The 18,557-nt window shown below is 66.0% G+C and carries 15 protein-coding genes; 9 read left to right on the top strand and 6 right to left on the bottom strand.

Features of this window, described 5'->3' with window-relative positions:
* The first annotated feature begins 30 nt into the window (after positions 1–30).
* Both ACQY5A_RS09220 and ACQY5A_RS09215 read left to right on the top strand, forming a co-directional pair.
* Positions 31–888 (top strand): DUF559 domain-containing protein, encoded by an 858-nt coding sequence (locus ACQY5A_RS09220; RefSeq protein ID WP_428340077.1) that lies wholly within the window; start codon positions 31–33, stop codon positions 886–888.
* 117 nt (positions 889–1,005) lie between these two features.
* Positions 1,006–2,388, top strand: coding sequence for a DNA polymerase IV (locus ACQY5A_RS09215; RefSeq protein ID WP_428340453.1), 1,383 nt, complete (start codon positions 1,006–1,008; stop codon positions 2,386–2,388).
* On the opposite strand, the gene ACQY5A_RS09210 is transcribed toward ACQY5A_RS09215, so the two are convergent.
* Positions 2,353–3,273, bottom strand: coding sequence for an asparaginase (locus ACQY5A_RS09210; protein WP_428340076.1), 921 nt, complete (start codon positions 3,271–3,273; stop codon positions 2,353–2,355). The genes ACQY5A_RS09215 and ACQY5A_RS09210 overlap by 36 nt on opposite strands.
* 97 nt (positions 3,274–3,370) lie before the next feature.
* Here ACQY5A_RS09210 and lspA point away from each other — a divergent pair, with 97 nt between their 5' ends.
* The gene (gene lspA, locus ACQY5A_RS09205; protein ID WP_428340075.1) at positions 3,371–4,069 is read left to right on the top strand and encodes a signal peptidase II; all 699 of its coding nucleotides are present in this window, start codon (positions 3,371–3,373) and stop codon (positions 4,067–4,069) included.
* Entirely contained in the window at positions 4,066–4,992 is a 927-nt protein-coding gene (locus tag ACQY5A_RS09200; protein ID WP_428340074.1) for an RluA family pseudouridine synthase, read from the top strand. The genes lspA and ACQY5A_RS09200 overlap by 4 nt, the downstream gene beginning before the upstream one ends.
* 24 nt (positions 4,993–5,016) lie before the next feature.
* Here ACQY5A_RS09200 and ACQY5A_RS09195 read toward each other — a convergent pair whose 3' ends face one another.
* From ACQY5A_RS09195 to ACQY5A_RS09185, 3 genes are all read right to left on the bottom strand, one after another.
* Positions 5,017–5,772, bottom strand: coding sequence for a class I SAM-dependent methyltransferase (locus tag ACQY5A_RS09195; protein WP_428340073.1), 756 nt, complete (start codon positions 5,770–5,772; stop codon positions 5,017–5,019).
* Between the two features lie 32 nt (positions 5,773–5,804).
* Complete coding sequence (locus ACQY5A_RS09190; RefSeq protein ID WP_428340072.1) at positions 5,805–6,611, bottom strand: DUF732 domain-containing protein; 807 nt, start codon at positions 6,609–6,611, stop codon at positions 5,805–5,807.
* A 183-nt stretch (positions 6,612–6,794) separates the two neighbouring features.
* Positions 6,795–7,202 carry a group I truncated hemoglobin gene (locus ACQY5A_RS09185; protein ID WP_428340071.1) on the bottom strand — a complete coding sequence of 136 codons (408 nt, stop codon included), beginning with the start codon at positions 7,200–7,202 and terminating at the stop codon, positions 6,795–6,797.
* Between the two features lie 166 nt (positions 7,203–7,368).
* Here ACQY5A_RS09185 and ACQY5A_RS09180 point away from each other — a divergent pair, with 166 nt between their 5' ends.
* From ACQY5A_RS09180 to dnaE, 5 genes are all read left to right on the top strand, one after another.
* On the top strand, positions 7,369–8,385 hold the full coding sequence (locus ACQY5A_RS09180) for an SDR family NAD(P)-dependent oxidoreductase (protein ID WP_428340070.1): 1,017 nt from the start codon (positions 7,369–7,371) through the stop codon (positions 8,383–8,385).
* 7 nt (positions 8,386–8,392) lie between these two features.
* A complete protein-coding gene (locus tag ACQY5A_RS09175) occupies positions 8,393–9,196 on the top strand; it encodes an SDR family NAD(P)-dependent oxidoreductase (protein WP_428340069.1) in 804 nt (267 codons plus the stop codon).
* Positions 9,196–9,627: a type II toxin-antitoxin system Rv0910 family toxin gene (locus tag ACQY5A_RS09170; RefSeq protein WP_428340068.1), complete on the top strand. Its 432-nt coding sequence runs from the start codon at positions 9,196–9,198 to the stop codon at positions 9,625–9,627. The genes ACQY5A_RS09175 and ACQY5A_RS09170 overlap by 1 nt, the downstream gene beginning before the upstream one ends.
* A 67-nt stretch (positions 9,628–9,694) precedes the next feature.
* Positions 9,695–12,664 (top strand): RND family transporter, encoded by a 2,970-nt coding sequence (locus ACQY5A_RS09165; RefSeq protein WP_428340067.1) that lies wholly within the window; start codon positions 9,695–9,697, stop codon positions 12,662–12,664.
* Positions 12,665–12,810: 146 nt separating this feature from the next.
* The gene (gene dnaE, locus ACQY5A_RS09160; protein ID WP_428340452.1) at positions 12,811–16,338 is read left to right on the top strand and encodes a DNA polymerase III subunit alpha; all 3,528 of its coding nucleotides are present in this window, start codon (positions 12,811–12,813) and stop codon (positions 16,336–16,338) included.
* Positions 16,339–16,406: 68 nt separating this feature from the next.
* On the opposite strand, the gene ACQY5A_RS09155 is transcribed toward dnaE, so the two are convergent.
* Both ACQY5A_RS09155 and ACQY5A_RS09150 read right to left on the bottom strand, forming a co-directional pair.
* Positions 16,407–17,672 (bottom strand): amidohydrolase family protein, encoded by a 1,266-nt coding sequence (locus ACQY5A_RS09155; protein WP_428340066.1) that lies wholly within the window; start codon positions 17,670–17,672, stop codon positions 16,407–16,409.
* A 10-nt stretch (positions 17,673–17,682) separates the two neighbouring features.
* Entirely contained in the window at positions 17,683–18,504 is an 822-nt protein-coding gene (locus tag ACQY5A_RS09150) for a class I SAM-dependent methyltransferase (RefSeq protein ID WP_428340065.1), read from the bottom strand.
* Positions 18,505–18,557: the final 53 nt, after the last annotated feature.

Genomic DNA, 18,557 nt, shown 5'->3' with positions numbered 1-18,557 from the left:
TGGCTGCACTCTCGGCGATGAGGACAGGCCGTGGATTCACCGTTCGTCGGAACGGATGCGTTGCGTGCGGGGACGTTGACCGATCATGAGCTGCGGCGCTCCTGCACGCGGGTCTACCGCAACGTCTACCTGCGCCGTGGAGTGGAGCTCAGCGCGGAGAGCCGGGCCGTCGCCGCGTGGCTGTGGTCGGGAAAGGAAGCCGTGGTCGCGGGAAATTCGGCGGCCGCGCTGCTCGGTGCGAAGTGGGTAGAGGCGCGGGCACCCGCCGAGCTCATTACGAGTCGCAAACGTCCACCGCCGTTGATCATTACGCGCAACGAGACGCTGCTCGCCGGTGAGACGGTGACCGTCAACGGGATTCCAGTGACGTCACCGACGCGCACTGCCTTCGACTTGGGCCGGCGCGCGGGACTGCAGACCGCGGTGGTTCACATCGACGCCTTGGCCCGCGCCACCGGTGTCACGGTCGCCGACGTCGAAGCGCTGATCGACGTCCACCGGGGCGCTCGAGGTCTCGAGCAGTTGCGACGGGTCCTGCCGCTCGTGGACGCCGGTGCCGAATCTCCGCCGGAGACGCGGACCAGGCTGCTCGTGATTGCTGCCGGCCTGCCGCGGCCGCACACGCAGATCGAGGTTCTCAACGACTGGGGCAAGGTGTTGGCCCGTATTGACATGGGTTGGCCGGAGGTCAAGGTCGGCATCGAGTACGACGGTGCGCAGCACTGGACGGACGCGCGTATCCGCACGAATGACATCGACCGCACCGCGGAATTACAGCGTTTGGGGTGGATCCTCGTCCGAGTGAGCGCTGACTTGCTGCGCTATCGTCCCGATGTGCTGATATCCCGGGTCCGTGACGCGTTACGCGAACGCGGCTGGCAGGTATGACGCCGCGAAAGTGCGGCTGCCGGGGCATTTCTCGAGTAGACGCCCCGCTGGTTGCACTTTCGACGGCGGTCCAGGCTTGACCGCGCAATAGCATCGGTGATTGTGGATTCTCGCTGGGTGCTGCACCTCGACATGGACGCGTTCTTCGCGTCCGTCGAGCAGCTCACCCGGCCCACCCTGCGAGGCCGGCCGGTGCTGGTCGGCGGTTTGGGCGGACGTGGCGTGGTGGCCGGGGCCAGCTACGAGTCACGGGTGTTCGGGGCGCGGTCGGCGATGCCGATGCACCAGGCGCGCAGGCTGATCGGTGTGACGGCGGTCGTGCTACCGCCGCGCGGGGCGGTGTACAGCGTCGCCAGCCGCCGGGTCTTCCGCACCGTCCGCACCGTGATGCCGGTCGTCGAGCAGCTCTCCTTCGACGAGGCGTTCGGTGAGCCTGCGGAACTGGCTGGCGCTACCGAGATCGAGGTCGAAGAGTTCTGCGCGCTGTTGCGGCAACGAGTGCGCGAGGAGACCGGGCTGATCGCCTCGGTCGGTGCCGGCTCGGGCAAGCAGATCGCCAAGATCGCCTCAGGAATCGCCAAACCCAATGGCATCGCGGTGATCCGGCGGGCCGACGAGGCGCGAATGCTGGACGGTCTCGCGGTGCGCAAGCTGTGGGGGATCGGCCCGGTCGCCGAGGAGAAGCTGCATCGGCTGGGCATCGACACGATCGGGCAACTGGCCGCCTTGAGTGACACCGAGGTGGCCAACATCCTGGGTGCGACGATCGGGCCCGCATTACACCGGTTGGCCCGCGGGATCGACGACCGCCCGGTGGCCGAACGCGCAGTCGCCAAACAGATCAGCGCCGAGTCCACCTTCGCGGTCGATCTGACCACCCTCGAGCAACTGCGCGACGCGATCGTGCCGATCGCCGAGCATGCCCACGAACGGCTGTGCCGTGACGGCCGCGGCGCCCGAACGGTCACGGTCAAGCTGAAGAAATCGGACATGAGCACGCTGACCCGCTCGGCCACCCTGCCCTATGCGACCACCGACGCCGCGGCGCTCGCGGCGATGGCCCGGAAGCTGCTGCTCGACCCACTCCAGATCGGACCGATTCGGCTTGTGGGCGTTGGCTTTTCGGGCCTCAGCAGTGTTCGGCAAGATTCCCTGTTTCCGGATTTGGAGCTGGAGGCGTCGGACGCCGAACCCAGTGCCGAGAGCGCGCCGGCCGAACGTGACCCTGTCGTGCCGTCGACGTCGCAGACATGGCGGATCGGAGACGACGTCACGCACCGCGAGTGGGGCCACGGCTGGGTCCAGGGCGCGGGCCACGGCGTGGTCACCGTGCGTTTCGAGACCCGCGGCACGGGGCCGGGCCCGGCGCGGACCTTCGCCTCCGGCAGCGACGACATCGCCCCCGCGAACCCGCTCGACAGCCTGGACTGGCCCGGCTATATGACGGTTCTCGCCGACGCCGCGTCAGAACAGTCGGTCGACGACGTCGCGCAGGGGTAGCCCCGCTGCCAACGCGGCGATCGTCAGAACCCGGGTCTGGCTGGGCGCCAACCACGGAACCATCACCGCGCCCGCGTCAGCGAGATCGCGACCGGGGCCGTAATCGGGGGTGACCCGTCCTCCCGGGACTCGGGTGGATACCGCTACCACTACGTCGTTGGCACAGTGTCGCCGCACGCCGTCGACCACCGCGGCCCCAGCGTTGCCCGCTCCCAACGATTCGAGCACGATGCCGCGCGCCCCGGCCGCCACGCAGGCGTCCATCGCGACGGCATCACTGCCCGGGTAGACCGCGACGATGTCAACCCGTGGGGCGGTCGCCGCACTCAGCTCGGCCAGGAATGCACGTTGCCCGGTCCGCTCGAGCCTCACACCGCCGTCGACCGTGCCCACCAGATCGCCCGCGAAACCGCCCTGCGCCGCGACTTTGCGAAGACCCCACGGCCGCAACACCCGGCCGGCGAAACACACCAGCACGCCCAGATCACGAGCGGCGGGGTGGGTTGCCACAGCGATGGCGTCCCGGAGGTTTGCCGGTCCGTCGGCATCGGATGCGTCCGCGCTGCGCATCGCGCCGGTCAGCACCACCGGAACACCGCCGGGGTAGGTGATATCGAGCCACAGCGCGGTCTCCTCGAGCGTGTCGGTGCCGTGCGTCACGACGATGCCCCGGGCGCCGCCATGAGCCGCCGCCCGCACCGCCGCGGCGATGACATCCCAGTCGCGCGGGGCCAGCTCAGAACTGTCTTTGCACATCACCTCGACGACGTCGACGTCCAAGCCCGCGGTCAACTGCGCGCCCCCTTGCGTCGGTCGCCGAACGCCGTCGGCGTCAGCGGTGGTGGCAATGGTCCCGCCGGTGGCGATGACGGTCACGCGACTCATCGTGCGATCATCCCGCATAGCGTGCCCGGCGATAGCCGGCGGCGCAGCCCTGCGCGGCGGGTCGTCGTCGCCGCAGGCCCTAGTGGATGATGTGGGAGTGACTGACCAACCGACAGGATCGGCGGATCCGGTGACCGAGGCCGACACAGCCGCGGGCATCGGGGTGTCACCCCACACTCCTCGGCGGCGGCAGTCTTTGCTGTTGTCGGTCGCGGCCGTCGTGCTGGCGCTGGACATCGTCACGAAAGTGCTGGCAGTCAAGCTGCTGACGCCGGGCCAGCCGGTCCCGATCATCGGCGACACGGTGACGTGGACGCTGGTGCGTAATTCCGGCGCCGCATTCTCCATGGCCACCGGTTACACCTGGATGCTGACGCTGATCGCCAGCGCCGTCGCGGTCGGCATCTTCTGGATGGGCCGCCGGCTCGTGTCGACGTGGTGGGCCATCGGCCTGGGAATGATCCTGGGCGGCGCGACGGGAAACCTGGTCGACCGGTTTTTCCGCGCGCCGGGACCGCTGCGCGGCCATGTCGTGGACTTCTTGTCGATCGGCTGGTGGCCGGTGTTCAACGTCGCCGACCCGTCGGTAGTCGGCGGAGCGATTCTGTTGGTCACGCTGTCGGCACTCGGGTTCGACTTCGACACCGTCGGCCGCCGCCGCGACGACGACGATGCAGAGCGAAGCGATGCAGAGGAGCGGCGCTGGGTTAAGCACGACGACGAGGCCAACGAGGTTGACGACGCAGCTGGCAACAGGGCCGACGAGCCTGCCGAGGGTGTCGACGAGCCGCGATGACCGACCGATCGATGCCGGTGCCGGAAGGCCTCGCGGGCATGCGTGTCGACGCCGGGGTCGCGCGGCTGCTAGGGGTGTCGCGCACCGCGGCCGCCGCGATGGCCCAGGACGGTGGCGTTGAGCTGGACGGTACGCCGGCGGGCAAATCGGATCGGCTGACCGCGGGGGCGTGGCTGCAGGTGCGGCTGCCCGAACCGCCGGGGCCCGTAGAGAACACGCCGGTCGACATCGAGGGCATGACGATCCTCTACTCCGACGACGACATCGTCGCCGTCGACAAACCGGCCGGCGTCGCAGCGCACGCCTCGGTGGGATGGACTGGGCCGACAGTGCTCGGCGGGCTGGCCGCGGCCGGTTACCGGATCACCACCTCCGGCGTGCACGAGCGGCAGGGGATTGTTCAGCGACTCGACGTCGGCACCTCCGGGGTGATGGTGGTAGCGATCTCCGAACGGGCCTACACCCTGCTCAAGCGCGCCTTCAAAGAGCGCACCGTCGACAAGCGTTATCACGCTCTGGTGCAAGGACATCCGGACCCGTCCAGCGGCACCATCGACGCACCGATCGGCCGCCACCGCGGCCACGACTGGAAGTTCGCCGTCACCTCAGACGGCCGGCACAGCCTGACTCATTACGACACCGTCGAGGCTTTCGTTGCCGCCAGCCTGCTCGACGTGCACTTGGAAACCGGCCGCACACACCAGATTCGGGTGCACTTCGCTGCGCTGCATCACCCCTGCTGCGGGGACCTGACCTATGGTGCCAACCCAAAGCTGGCGGAAAAGCTTGGGCTGGAACGTCAATGGCTGCATGCGCGGTCGCTGTCGTTCACCCATCCTGGCGATGGCCGGCAGATGGAGATCGTCAGCCCTTATCCCGCGGACCTGCAGCACGCGCTCGACGTGCTGCGGGCCGAGGGTTAGCCGCGCACCCGCGGGCGGTGATCGCTACGGCTTGCGGGCTTCGACGAGCAATCGCGTCGAGTGCGCGACGAACGGGCCGTCGGCCTCGATCTGCTCGTGCATCGCGAGCAGCCGCTCGCGATAACGTTCGACCGTGAAATCCGGCACCGTCCAGATCACCTTGCGCAGGAAATAGATCACCGCGCCGATGTCGAAGAACTCCGCCCGCAGACGTTCCATCCGCATCTGCACGACCTGCAGCCCGGCGTCCCGCGCCTGCGCCGCTTGCGTATCCGGTTGCAGTTCAGCCCATTTGGTCGGCTGAGGTCCCAGAAAGAATTCGAACAATTCCCTCATCGTTGCGGGCCCGATCTGCTGAGCCAGGTAGCTGCCTCCCGGGCGCAACACCCGAAAGATCTCCGCCCACCGCACCACGGTCACGTGCCGGCTGGTCACCAGGTCGAACGCCTCGTCGGCGAACGGCATGCGCGGCTCGTCGCGCGTAGCCACCACGACGACCCCGAGCGGGTGTAGCAGCGCGGTGGCAAGGGCTGCGTTCGGCGGCCATGATTCGGTGGCGACCATCGTCGGCGGGAAGGCCGCCGCCCCGGCCAGCACCTCGCCGCCACCGGTGTCGATGTCCAGACCCGCCGACGCCGTCGCCAGCCGCTGACTCATCAGTCGTTGGTAGCCCCACGACGGGCGCTCCTCGGTGGCGCGACCGTCGAGCCAGGAAAAATCCCAGCCGTCGATCGGCGCCGCGGCGGCTTCGGTAACCAGCTCGTCGAATGTCGGGCCCATCACTGCATTGTCGGCCAACGGAAGTCAGTGACTCAAGGCGCGAGCCTGATGTGTCCCGGAGGTGCGGGTTGGTCCGGCGTCGGGCGTGCCGGAGCGTCGCCGCCGGGCGAACCGCCGCCGGGCGAACCGCCCCCGACGGTTGGACCGCCCCCACCCGTTGGCCCGCTCCCCGGTGCGGGAGCTTCGGCGGGCGGTCCGGGCTCCGGGGCTGGCGCCTCTGCGGGTGGTGGGTCGGGTTGTTGCACCGGTGCCGGTGCCTGTGGCGGCGCGGGCTGCACCCGACGCGTCGGCGGTGGCGGTTGTTGAGGTTGGGGCTGGATCTCTTGCGGTACCGGCTGGGGCTGCTGCGCGGGAACCGGTAGCGGCTTCGTCGGCAGGATGTCTCCGGCGGGTAGGGGTTCGACGAACGACGCCAGCACGACGATTCGAGAGCCGTCCGGCCGCCTGTGGTAAGCGGCGATGGAGGCTATCTTGCCCCTGTTGTTCGGGCAATAGGCCTGCACTGCAGCGTTGATGAATCGGTCGATGGTTCTAGTGATGCGGCCCTGGTTTTGCAAACGGGTGAGCGGGTTTTCGTTGAATCCGTTGTTTCGGATGAGCTCCACCAGGTCGCCCACCGACATGCCCTCATCAAGTCGCGAACACGTCTTTCTAGCCACGTCGATCAGGCTGTTGTCGTTGTCGACGGGAGGAATGTCTTGTTGATTGAGGAGATCGAAGAACTTCTGATCCTGACCCGGGTCCGCCACTGCCGCTGCAGGTGTCGAGAACACCGCCGTGGCAATGAGGGCAGCGGCAGTCAGCGAGTGGGGAAGGCGGCGGATGACTGCGGAAAACATGGCCGGGATTCCGTTCTGCTGAATTCATCGCCAGACAAACCGATGAACTCCAATCTATGCCCCGTAGGAGAATTCGGCAGATTTACAGATTCCGCCGAGGGGATCGCCGAGCGTGCGGCCGCGTGATAAACCAGGCCGTTTACTGGCGGAACACGCACGCTCGGCGAAGCTTGGGGGCGGTGCTCAGACGACCGCCTTGATGTCCTTCGAGGCGATCTCCCCGGCCAGTGGCGCGATCGCATGGAGGATGTCGGTAATGGTGTCAGTGTGCAGTCCGGCCGCGCACAGCGAGTCGGCCAGGTGCGCGGCAACCATGGCGAAGTGATGCATGGTGATGCCGCGTCCCTCGTGGACCTGCCGCATCGACGAGCCGGTGTAGGGACTCGGGCCGCCGAGCACGGAGCTGAGGAATTCGACCTGACGGGCCTTCACGCACTTCATATTCGAGCCGGCGTAGAAACCGGCCAGCAGGTCATCGTCGAGCACCCGGCAATAGAAATCCTCGACGACGACTTCGAGGGCGTCGTGACCGCCGATCTTGTCGTATAGCGAGACCGCCCCGGGTCGGCGAAATCGGGTGAGCATTCCCATGCGACATAGCGGACCACGTCGGCATTGCCCGACCGTTAGGGTGCCATCACCACGCGATTACCTGGCGTAACAACCGGATTGCCGGAGAATCACCTTTACCTCGCACTGGTGTAGCAGACTCGGTGAAAATCCAGGGACGTCACCGAGCGGAAGCGTGAGAACAGCTATGAATCTGGGAGATCTGACCGGTCTCGTCGAGAAACCGTTCGCCGCCGTGTCCAGCCTCGTCAACACGCCGAACTCCGCCGGCCGATACCGGCCCTTCTACCTGCGCAATCTGCTTGACGCGGTGCAGGGCCGCACGCTGCACGACGCCGTCGACGGCACGATCACGCTGATCACCGGCGGTTCGTCGGGCATCGGTGAAGCGGCCGCCAAGAAGATCGCTGAGGCCGGCGGCGAGGTGGTTCTCGTCGCGCGCACCCAGGAGAACCTGGACAAGGTCGCCGGCGACATCCGCAGCAGCGGCGGCACGGCTCATGTCTACGCGTGCGATCTGACAGACATGGACGCCATCGCCGCGATGGCCGACAAAGTGCTGGCCGACCTCGGCGGCGTCGACATACTGATCAACAATGCCGGGCGGTCAATCCGGCGTTCACTGGCGCTGTCCTATGACCGTATCCACGACTATCAGCGCACTATGCAGCTGAATTACCTGGGCGCGGTGCAGTTGATCCTCAAATTCATTCCGGGCATGCGGGAACGCGGATTCGGACAGATCATCAACGTGTCCTCGGTCGGGGTGCAGACCCGGGCGCCGCGGTTCGGCGCTTACATAGCCAGCAAGTCCGCGCTGGACAGCCTCTGCGACGCGCTGCAGGCCGAGGTGGTCGACGACGACATCAAATTCACCACGGTGCACATGGCGCTGGTCCGGACGCCGATGATCAGCCCCACCAAGATGTATGACAAGTTCCCGGCGCTGACACCGGACCAGGCCGCCGGCGTGATCACCGATGCGATCGTGCAGCGCCCCCGGCGGGCCAGCTCGCCGCTCGGCCAGTTCGCCGCCGTCGTCGATGCGGTCAACCCTGCCGTGATGGACCGGGTGCGGAACCGGGCCTTCAGCATGTTCGGTGATTCGACCGCAGCAAAAGGCGACCAATCTGACAGCAGCACAACAGATTTCAACAACCGAAGCGAAACATTCGTGCGGGCCACCCGCGGAATTCACTGGTGAGGCGATCATGAGTCTTCCTAAACCGAACAACCAGGCAACCGTCGTCATCACCGGTGCCTCGTCCGGCATCGGCACCGAACTTGCCAAAGGACTGGCCCGCCGCGGCTACCCATTGCTGCTCGTAGCCCGTCGCAAGGAACGCATGGACGAGCTTGCCGACGAACTGAGCACCCAGTATTCGGTCGGCGTCGAGGTGCAGGCGCTCGATCTGTCCGATGCTGGATCCCGCGAAAAACTGGCCCGGCGGCTGCGCGACGAGCCGATCGCCGGTCTGTGCAACAGCGCGGGCTTCGGCACCAGCGGTGTATTTCAGACGCTGCCGGTTGAGCGCGAAAGCGAAGAGGTGGTGCTGAATTCGCTGACGCTGATGGAGCTGACCCATGCCGCCCTGCCCGGAATGGCCGATCGGGGAGCCGGGGCGGTGCTCAACATCGCATCAATCGCCGGTTTCCAGCCGATGCCTTTTATGGCGGTGTATTCGGCGACCAAGGCCTTCGTGCAGACCTTCTCCGAAGCGGTCCATGAGGAGTTGCACGGGACGGGGGTGTCGGTGACGGTGCTTTGTCCGGGCCCGGTGCCGACCGAATGGGGCGAGATCGCCAACGCCGAGCGGTTCAGCATCCCGATCGCCCAAGTGTCGCCGCACGACGTCGCCGAGGAGGCGATCGGCGGCATGCTGGCCGGCAAACGCAGCGTCGTGCCCGGGATCGTGCCCAAAGCCGTCAGCATGGGGGGCCGCTACGTACCGCGCAGCCTGCTGCTGCCCGGCCTGCGGCTCGGCAACCGCTTCCGCGGCGGCCCCAGCCGCTGATGGCCAAAGTCGACGTCACGGCCGATGTGCCGATGAGCCCGCAGGACATGTGGGACCACGTATCCGACCTGTCCCAGCTCGGCGAATGGTTGACGATGCACGAGGGGTGGCGCAGCGAGCTTCCCGACGAACTCAGCGAAGGCACTCAAATCGTCGGCGTCGCCCGCGCCAAGGGCTTCCGTAACCGCGTCACCTGGACGGTGACCACCTGGGATCCGCCGAATCAGATCGCCCTGTCGGGATCCGGCAAGGGCGGGGCGAAATACACCGTCACGCTCAGCGTTGCGCCCACCAAAAAGGGATCGAACCTGGGAGTGCGGCTCGAACTCGGCGGCCGGGCGCTGTTCGGCCCGGTGGGCGCGACCGCCGCCCGGGCCGTGAAGGGCGACGTCGAGAAATCTCTCGCGCAGTTCGTCGAGCTGTACGGATAGCCCGCGCGGCCGACCCGCCGACGACCGAACACCCACGTGGCAGTCATGGTGCCGGTAGCCTGGCCAGATGTTGCTGGGGGGCCATGGAGACAAGGTGGCCGACGGTCGGGGGACCTTCGGCTGGATCGGCGTGCTCGTGCGGCGCTGGCCGTGGGCCGTCATCGGATTCTGGATTGCGCTGGCCGCCGTCCTGTCGGTGACGTTCCCCCCGCTGACCGAGATGGCCGCCAAACGGCCGGTTCCGATCCTGCCGAACGACGCTCCGGTGCTGCAGACGACGAAACTGATCTCCGAGGCGTATCACCAGTCCGGGTCCGAAAACGAGAATGTCCTGCTGGTCGTGCTGACCGACGATAATGGGCTGAACCCGTCTGACCTGACCGCCTACCGCACGGTTGCCGACAATTTGCGCCCCGACACTCGCGACATCGTCCTGCTCCAGGACTTCGTCCACACGCCGGCGCTGCGTGAGGCGATGACCAGCAAGGACCACAAAGCCTGGTATCTGCCGATGGTGCTGTCGGGCGGGGTCGGCACCCCCGAACTGCACGAGGGATTCGGCCGCGTCGCTGACATCGTCAAAAAATCCGTCGCCGGTTCGACGTTGACGGCGAACCTGACCGGCCCCGCGGCCACCGGTGACGACCTGATGTACATCGGTATCCGCGACATGCATGTGATCGAGGCGGCCGTCGTGGCGATGGTCCTGATCATCCTGTTCGTGATCTACCGCAATCTGCTCACCATGATGTTGCCGCTGTTCACCATCGGCCTATCGGTCGGTGTGGCGCAGGCGCTTGTATCCGGCGTCGCCCAACTCGGCCTGGGGGTCTCCACCCAGACCATCACGCTGATGACCACGATGATGTTCGGGGCGGGAATCGACTACGCGGTCTTCTTGATCAGCCGATATCACGACTATCTCCGGCAGGGACTGGACTCCGACGAAGCCGTCGAGAAGGCGCTGACGTCAATCGGCAAGGTCATCGCCGGGTCTGCGGCGACGGTGGCTGTCACCTTCCTGGGGATGATCTTCACCAAGCTCGGCGCGTTCCGAAACGTCGGTCCGGCGTTGGCCATTTCCATTGCGGTAGCACTGATTGCGGCCGTGACCTTCCTTCCGGCCCTGATGGTCCTGACCGGTAGGCGCGGCTGGATCAAGCCTCGCCGCGACCTCGCCAGCCGCTTCTGGCGGGTGACCGGAACACGTATCGTCCGCAAGCCGGTGATCCACTTGGCCGCCAGCCTCACCGTGCTGCTGGTCTTGGCGGGCTGCTCGATGTTCACCCATTTCAACTACGACGACAGCAAGACCCTTCCGAAAGACGTCGAGAGCTCTGTTGGATATGACACTCTGGCGCAACACTTTCCGTTGAATGCCACTATTCCGGAGTATCTCGTGGTCCATTCGGATCAGGACCTGCGGACTCCCCAGGCGCTTGTCGAGTTGAAGCAAATGGAACAGCGGGTCGGCCAACTCAGTGACATCGCCGCGATCCGGCAAGCACCGGTGCCATCAGCGAAATCGGACAAGAAATCCACGGCCGACGGCGGACTGCTCCCCAGGCACGACAAGGGCAGCCAATCGGGTAATAAAGACCTCGAGGGGGCCGAAGGGTTCCCCAACGTGGCCTCCCTGTTGTATTCGGTCTCCAGCTCCGGAAATGTCGATCTGACACCGGATCTGAGCAGCCTCAATCTGCCGCCCGGGGTGACCCTGCCGACCGCCCCGCCGGCCCAGGAAAAAGTTGCCGACGACACGGGGACGTTCGTCAGCACTATTCGCGGACTGGGCTTTGCCATGTCCGTCGACGTCGCAGAGATTGCCAACACGGTCAACGCCGCACCAGTGACGGTGCTCGACGTGGTCGCAACCGCCGACCGGGACGGCGGAGCGCTGAAGAAAATGTCCGAGTTCGCCGAGCAGCTGTCGTCGTTTCCCGATGAGCCCTCGATCGAGGCGGCCTCCCATGAATTCCGCCGCATCGTGGAAAACGCTCGCAACGACTTGCGCACGTTGAGCAACGACGGTCCGCTCGCGAAGGCCAGCGCACCCCCGCCGAAGGATCCGCACACGTACGCGGACGCGATCCAGCAGATGATCGACGAAATCAAGGCACTGATCAAGGACACCTCGCAAACCGGCGGCGGCCTGAACAGCGCGCTGACCGCGTTCATCTCGCCCGACGGACATACCGCCCGGTATCTGGTGCAGACGAAACTCAACCCGTTCGGCACCGAGGCGATGAATCAGATTCGCGGGATCACCGACGCGGCCCGGGGTCCACACCCGCGCCCACTGATGAAAGAGGCGTCGATCTCGGCGTCGGGTGTCACCGCGATGCTTCGAGACACCCGCGCCTACTACGGGGACGACATCAATCTCATCATCGTGATGACCATTCTGATCGTGTTCCTGATTCTGGTCGCGATCCTGCGCGCGGTGGTGGCGCCACTGTATTTGATTGCGTCCGTGGTGCTTTCGTACTTATCGGCGCTCGGCATCGGTGTGATCGTCTTCCAGTTCATCTTCGGCCAACCGCTGACCTGGAGCATTCCCGGGCTGACCTTCATCGTGCTGGTCGCCATGGGGGCTGACTACAACCTGCTGCTGATTTCGCGATTGCGCGAAGAGTCTCCACACGGGATCCGGTCCGGCGTCATCCACACCGTGAGCTCGACCGGTGGTGTGATCACCGCGGCCGGGGTCATCTTCGCGGCGTCGATGTTCGGCATGCTGTTCGCCAGCATCAGCACCTTGGTGCAGTGTGGTTTCATCATCGGTACCGGACTGCTGCTGGACACGTTCCTGGTGCGCACCATCACCGTGCCGGCAGTCGCCGTGCTTGTCGGCAAGTGGAATTGGTGGCCGTCCAAGCCGCCGCCGCCCACGTCGCTCCGGCGGGCAGCGCCGCCGGCCACGCCCGTCGCGGAACCAGCGCCCGAAATGTCGAACGGCGCCGCTGACGCCCTTGTCCCGAGTCAGCACGGCCGGCACGCCCGCAGCGATCCGGACACGGTGGCCGTTCGCTCGTGAGTGGGCATTTCGGCGCGACACACTCCGCGACACGCCGGGTGTGTGTCGGCGTGCGGTCCTAGACTGGCGTCCCTATGGCCGATCCGTCTGCTCTTCGCGCAAGCGTCCCCCGCAAGCGGGAGGTGCCCCCACATCGCGCGTCGTTCGTGCACCTGCACAACCACACCGAATACTCGATGTTGGACGGTGCCGCGAAGGTTGCGCCGATGCTGGCGGAGGCGCAACGACTGCAGATGCCGGCGATCGGGATGACCGACCACGGCAACATGTTCGGCGCCAGCGAGTTCTACAACGGGGCCACCGCGGTCGGGATCACGCCGATCATCGGCATCGAGGCCTACATCGCGCCGGCTTCCCGTTTCGAGACCAAGCGCATTCTGTGGGGCGATCCGGGCCAGAAGAGCGATGACGTGTCCGGCAGCGGCTCCTACACGCACATGACGATGGTGGCCGAAAACGCCACCGGTCTGCGCAACCTGTTCAAGCTTTCGTCGCTGGCGTCCTTCGAAGGCCAGCTCGGCAAGTGGTCGCGGATGGACGCCGAATTGATCGCCGAGAACGCGAGCGGCATCATCGCCACCACCGGCTGCCCCTCCGGGGAAGTGCAGACCCGGCTGCGGCTCGGCCACCAACGCGAAGCGCTGGAGGCGGCCGCCAAATGGCGCGAGATCTTCGGCCCCGAGAACTTCTTCCTGGAGCTGATGGACCACGGCCTGTCCATCGAACGCCGGGTGCGCGACGGACTGCTGGAAATCGGTCGTGCACTCAACATTCCGCCGCTGGCCACCAACGACTGCCACTACGTCACCCGCGACGGCGCGCACAACCACGAGGCGCTGCTGTGCGTGCAGACCGGCAAGACGCTCACCGACCCCACCCGGTTCAAATTCGACGGCGACGGCTACTACCTGAAGTCAGCCGCCGAGATGCGCCAGATCTGGGACGGCGAGGTGCCCGGCGCCTGCGACTCAACCCTGCTGATCGCCGAGCGGGTCACTTCGTACGCCGACGTGTGGGCGCCCAAGGACCGGATGCCCGCCTTCCCGGTGCCCGAGGGCCATAACCCGGCCTCCTGGCTGCGCCACGAGGTCGCCGCCGGCCTGCAACGCCGTTTCCCCGATACGCTGCCCGACGGCTACTCCGAACGGGCCGCGTACGAGATCGAAGTCATCTGCGACAAGGGTTTTCCGTCCTACTTTCTGATCGTCGCCGACCTGATCAACTACGCGCGCTCGGTCGACATCCGGGTCGGCCCCGGCCGTGGTTCGGCGGCCGGATCGCTGGTGGCCTACGCGCTGGGCGTCACCGACATCGACCCGATCCAGCACGGGTTGCTCTTCGAGCGGTTCCTCAACCCCGAGCGCGCGTCGATGCCCGACATCGACATCGACTTCGACGACCGTCGCCGCGGTGAGATGGTGCGTTACGCCGCCGAGAAGTGGGGACATGACCGGGTCGCACAGGTCATCACCTTCGGCACCATCAAAACCAAAGCGGCCCTAAAGGATTCCGCCCGGATCCACTACGGTCAGCCGGGATTCGCCATCGCCGACCGGATCACCAAGGCGCTGCCGCCGCCGATCATGGCCAAGGACATTTCGCTGTCCGGCATCACCGACCCCAACCACGAACGCTACAAAGAGGCCGCCGAAATCCGCGGTCTGATCGACACCGATCCCGACGTGCGCACCATCTATCAGACCGCCCGCGGCCTGGAGGGTCTGATCCGTAACTCCGGCGTGCACGCCTGCGCGGTGATCATGAGCAGCGAGCCGCTGACCGACGTGATCCCGCTGTGGAAGCGCGCGCAAGACGGCGCGATCATCACCGGCTGGGACTACCCGTCGTGTGAGGCGATCGGCCTGCTGAAGATGGACTTCCTTGGCCTGCGCAACCTGACGATCATCGGTGACGCGCTGGTGAACATCAAAGACAACCGCGGGATCGATCTCGACCTCGAATCGCTCACGCTCGACGACCCGGCCACCTTTGAACTGCTGGGTCGCGGCGAGACGCTCGGGGTGTTCCAGCTCGACGGCGGCCCCATGCGCGACCTGCTGCGCCGCATGCAGCCCACCGGGTTCGAGGACATCGTCGCGGTGCTCGCGCTGTACCGCCCCGGCCCGATGGGCATGAACGCCCACAACGACTACGCCGACCGCAAGAACAATCGGCAGGCGATCAAGCCGATCCATCCTGAGCTGGCGGAACCGCTGCGCGAGATCCTCGCCGAAACCTACGGCCTGATCGTCTATCAGGAGCAGATCATGCGCATCGCGCAGAAGGTGGCCGGGTACTCGCTCGCCCGAGCAGACATTCTGCGTAAAGCGATGGGCAAGAAGAAGCGCGAAGTGCTGGAGAAGGAGTTCGAAGGCTTCTCAGAAGGCATGCAGGCCAACGGATTTTCGACCAAAGCGGTCAAAGCGTTGTGGGACACCGTCCTGCCGTTCGCCGACTACGCGTTCAACAAGTCCCATGCCGCCGGCTACGGCCTGGTGTCCTACTGGACGGCGTATTTGAAGGCGAACTACCCGGGCGAGTACATGGCCGGCTTGCTTACCTCGGTCGGTGACGACAAAGACAAGGCCGCGGTCTACCTGGCCGACTGCCGCAAGCTCGGCATCACCGTGTTGCCGCCGGACGTCAACGAGTCCGGGCTGAACTTCGCCTCAGTGGGCACCGACATCCGCTACGGGTTGGGCGCGGTACGCAACGTCGGCGCCAATGTCGTTGCATCGCTGATCAGTACCCGCACCGCAAAGGGTAGGTACACCGACTTCTCCGACTACCTCAACAAAGTCGACATCGCGGCGTGCAACAAGAAAGTCACCGAGTCGCTGATCAAAGCCGGCGCCTTCGACTCGCTGAAGCACCCGCGCAAGGGGCTGTTCCTGGTCCACACCGACGCCGTCGACTCGGTGCTGGGCACCAAAAAGGCCGAAGCGATGGGACAGTTCGACCTGTTCGGCGGCGACCCGAACGACGGGGGAGCGGGCGCCGACGCGGTGTTCACCATCAGGGTTCCGGACGAGGAATGGGACGACAAGCACAAGCTCGCGCTGGAGCGCGAGATGCTGGGCCTGTATGTGTCCGGGCATCCGCTCAACGGGATCGCTCATCTACTGGCCACTCAGGTCGACACCGCCATCCCGGCGATCCTCGACGGGGACGTCGCCAACGAGACGATGGTGAAGGTCGGCGGCATTCTGGCATCGGTGAACCGACGGGTGAACAAGAACGGAATGCCCTGGGCGTCAGCTCAACTGGAAGATCTGACCGGTGGAATCGAGGTGATGTTCTTCCCGCACACCTACTCCGCGTTCGGCGCTGACGTCATCGACGACACCGTGGTGGTGGTGACCGCCAAGGTCGCGATCCGCGACGACCGGATTTCGTTGATCGCCAACGATCTGGTGGTGCCCGATTTCAGCAACGCCCAAGCGAACCGACCGCTCGCGGTCAGCCTGCCGACGCGTCAGTGCACCATCGACAAGGTCAGCGCGCTCAAACAGGTACTGGCGCAACACCCTGGCACGTCGCAGGTACATCTGCGGCTGCTCAGTGGCGACCGGATCACCACCCTCGAGCTGGACGCCTCGCTGCGGGTGACCATGTCCCCGGCATTGATGGGCGACCTCAAGGCGCTGCTCGGCCCGGGGTGCCTGGGCGGCTAGTGTCAGCTCGCCCGCGGGATGGCTCGTCGAGCGCCCGGCTAGCGGAGCGCTGGGCGCCGAGCGCCCCGCTAGCCGGGCGCTTGAGGGCTGGGGGCCGGATCCTTATGGACCACGCCGGCTTTCATGACGAAATCCACCTTGCCGGTGACGTCGATATCGATGAAAGGATCACCGGGCATGGCGATCAGGTCGGCGGTCTTGCCTTCGGCGATCACCCCGAGGTCGTCGAGGCGCAGCAGTTCGGCGGCCTCGCTGGTGGCGGCCCGCAACGCCCGCAACGGGGTGATGCCGTTAGACACCATCATCGGAAACTCGCGCCAATTCTCGTGATGCGGAAACATTCCGGCGTCCGTGCCAAAAGCGATCCGAACTTCGCTGGCCGCCAAGGCTTCTGCCGCGTCCAGTAACGCACCGCGGTATTTCGCGAATTTGTGGCGGGCATACTCCGGCAGGAGGGCCAAGCTCGGATCGTCATCGCCGTTGCGGGCTTTGGACACGATCACGTATTGAGTGGGCACCATGAACACCCCGGCGTCCCGCATCATCGTCAGCGTCTCCGTCGATGCGAGGTTGCCGTGCTCGATGCTGCGCACACCGGCCCGGACGGCCCGCCGGATGCCCTCGTCGCCGTAACTGTGCGGGGTGACCGGGACGTCGAGGTCACAGGCCGTCGCAACCAGCACGTCCATCTCCTCCTGGCTGTAGGTGGCGTGCCCGGGATCGTCCGACGGTGAGGCAAAACCACCGGTAGCCGCGAACTTGATCCAGTCGGCGCCGGCCCGGATCTGCTGCCGGACCCGGGTGCGGATCTCGTCGGCGCCGTCAGCCGATGCCAACTCCAAATTCCGGCAGCAGCCTTGGTATTCGTCGGCCACCATGCCGCTGAAGTCGCCGTGGCCGCCCCGCGCCGAGATGATGTGCGGCGCGACCACCATCCGCGGGCCGACGACGAGCCCGGCCGCCACCGCGTTGCGAAGATCGATGGTGGGGTAATCGACGTCGCCGCAACCGACGTCGCGCACCGTGGTGAAGCCGTTGTTCAGCAGCGCCCGCATCACCGGTAAGGCCTTGAGCGTCTTGGCCGTGGAGGAGTCGAGAGCCAGCATCAGGCCCACCGGTGGTGCCAGCGTGACGTGGGTGTGGCAGTCGATGAACCCCGGCGTCACTGTGTGCCCAGACAGGTCCAGCACCCGCGCGTCAGGTGGCGCTTCGATCACCTCGGCGACGCGCTGAATCCGACCGTCGACCGCCAACACCTGCCGCGGTTGCGCCTGCGCCGAGACTCCATCCCACACGTTCGCACCCGTGATCAGCGTCGGAGACACCGAAGCCATGGTGGTCCTTTCAGAAGCGGTAGCGCAGGATCCGCGCCGTGCGGGCGCCGGATTTGGTCTTACCCATCAGGCGGGTCGACACCCGGGCGGCGGTCGGGTAGAGATCGACCTCCGGCACCTGCGACAGGCTTGTCTCTTCGATCAACCGCAGCTTGGGGCTCCAGCTCTCCGGAACGTGTGCATCGTCGAAACCCCGGTAATCCCACTGGGTTCCGACCGCGCTGAAGACGATCTTCATCGCGGCGATGTTAAGGGGGCTGACCCGTCCGTAATCGTTGATCGCTACTTCGCCGGAGCGGAAGTGTTCCGGAATGTGGCGGAACAGGTTGACGATCACCTGCTCGGAGACGAACGCCAGCAAGCCGTCCGCGATCAGCATGGTGGGTCGATCGGAGGGGATCTGGTCGCTCCACGAGTCATCGGCAACCGACGCCGCCACCGAATGCGCGTGCTCATCGGCGGGCACCACCTGCTCACGCAGCGCGATGACATTGGGCAGGTCGACGTTGTACCAGTCGACCGTCGGCGGCGGTGCGACCCGCTGCATGGGTGTGGCCAATCCCGCGCCGAGGTCGACGACGACGGCGTCGGGATGCTCGGCGATGAAGGTGCGGGCCCGGTCGTCGAGGAGTTTCGCCCGCAGCGCGGTCTGACGGATTGCGCTGGTTGGCACGCCCAGACCGTCGAAGTCGTAGTCGATTTTGCCGACGATGTCGTCGGCCAGGGTGTCGCCGAGTATCGGTCTGAGCCAACGGCTGTCGACCGCACGGGCGTACTGGGTGACGAACGCGGTCTGCTCGACGGGCGTCAAGCCGGTGATCGCAATACCCATACCGGCAAGGTACTCCCAGGACTAACCTCGGCTGCGTGAGCGATTCAAATCCC

It is taken from the genome of Mycobacterium sp. (genome assembly GCF_965277065.1).
Lineage (GTDB): Bacteria > Actinomycetota > Actinomycetes > Mycobacteriales > Mycobacteriaceae > Mycobacterium.
Note: the sequence above shows the minus strand (reverse complement) of the source record. Positions and strands in the feature narration are given on the sequence as shown.

What these genes read in the sequence shown, in the direction of transcription:
- ACQY5A_RS09210 (WP_428340076.1), bottom strand. Translation starts at nt 3,273, where the DNA reads ATGAGTCGCGTGACCGTCATCGCCACCGGCGGGACCATTGCCACCACC.
- ACQY5A_RS09200 (WP_428340074.1), top strand. Translation starts at nt 4,066, where the DNA reads ATGACCGACCGATCGATGCCGGTGCCGGAAGGCCTCGCGGGCATGCGT.
- ACQY5A_RS09195 (WP_428340073.1), bottom strand. Translation starts at nt 5,772, where the DNA reads ATGGGCCCGACATTCGACGAGCTGGTTACCGAAGCCGCCGCGGCGCCG.
- ACQY5A_RS09190 (WP_428340072.1), bottom strand. Translation starts at nt 6,611, where the DNA reads ATGTTTTCCGCAGTCATCCGCCGCCTTCCCCACTCGCTGACTGCCGCT.
- ACQY5A_RS09185 (WP_428340071.1), bottom strand. Translation starts at nt 7,202, where the DNA reads ATGGGAATGCTCACCCGATTTCGCCGACCCGGGGCGGTCTCGCTATAC.
- ACQY5A_RS09180 (WP_428340070.1), top strand. Translation starts at nt 7,369, where the DNA reads ATGAATCTGGGAGATCTGACCGGTCTCGTCGAGAAACCGTTCGCCGCC.
- ACQY5A_RS09175 (WP_428340069.1), top strand. Translation starts at nt 8,393, where the DNA reads ATGAGTCTTCCTAAACCGAACAACCAGGCAACCGTCGTCATCACCGGT.
- ACQY5A_RS09170 (WP_428340068.1), top strand. Translation starts at nt 9,196, where the DNA reads ATGGCCAAAGTCGACGTCACGGCCGATGTGCCGATGAGCCCGCAGGAC.
- ACQY5A_RS09165 (WP_428340067.1), top strand. Translation starts at nt 9,695, where the DNA reads ATGTTGCTGGGGGGCCATGGAGACAAGGTGGCCGACGGTCGGGGGACC.
- ACQY5A_RS09155 (WP_428340066.1), bottom strand. Translation starts at nt 17,672, where the DNA reads ATGGCTTCGGTGTCTCCGACGCTGATCACGGGTGCGAACGTGTGGGAT.
- ACQY5A_RS09150 (WP_428340065.1), bottom strand. Translation starts at nt 18,504, where the DNA reads ATGGGTATTGCGATCACCGGCTTGACGCCCGTCGAGCAGACCGCGTTC.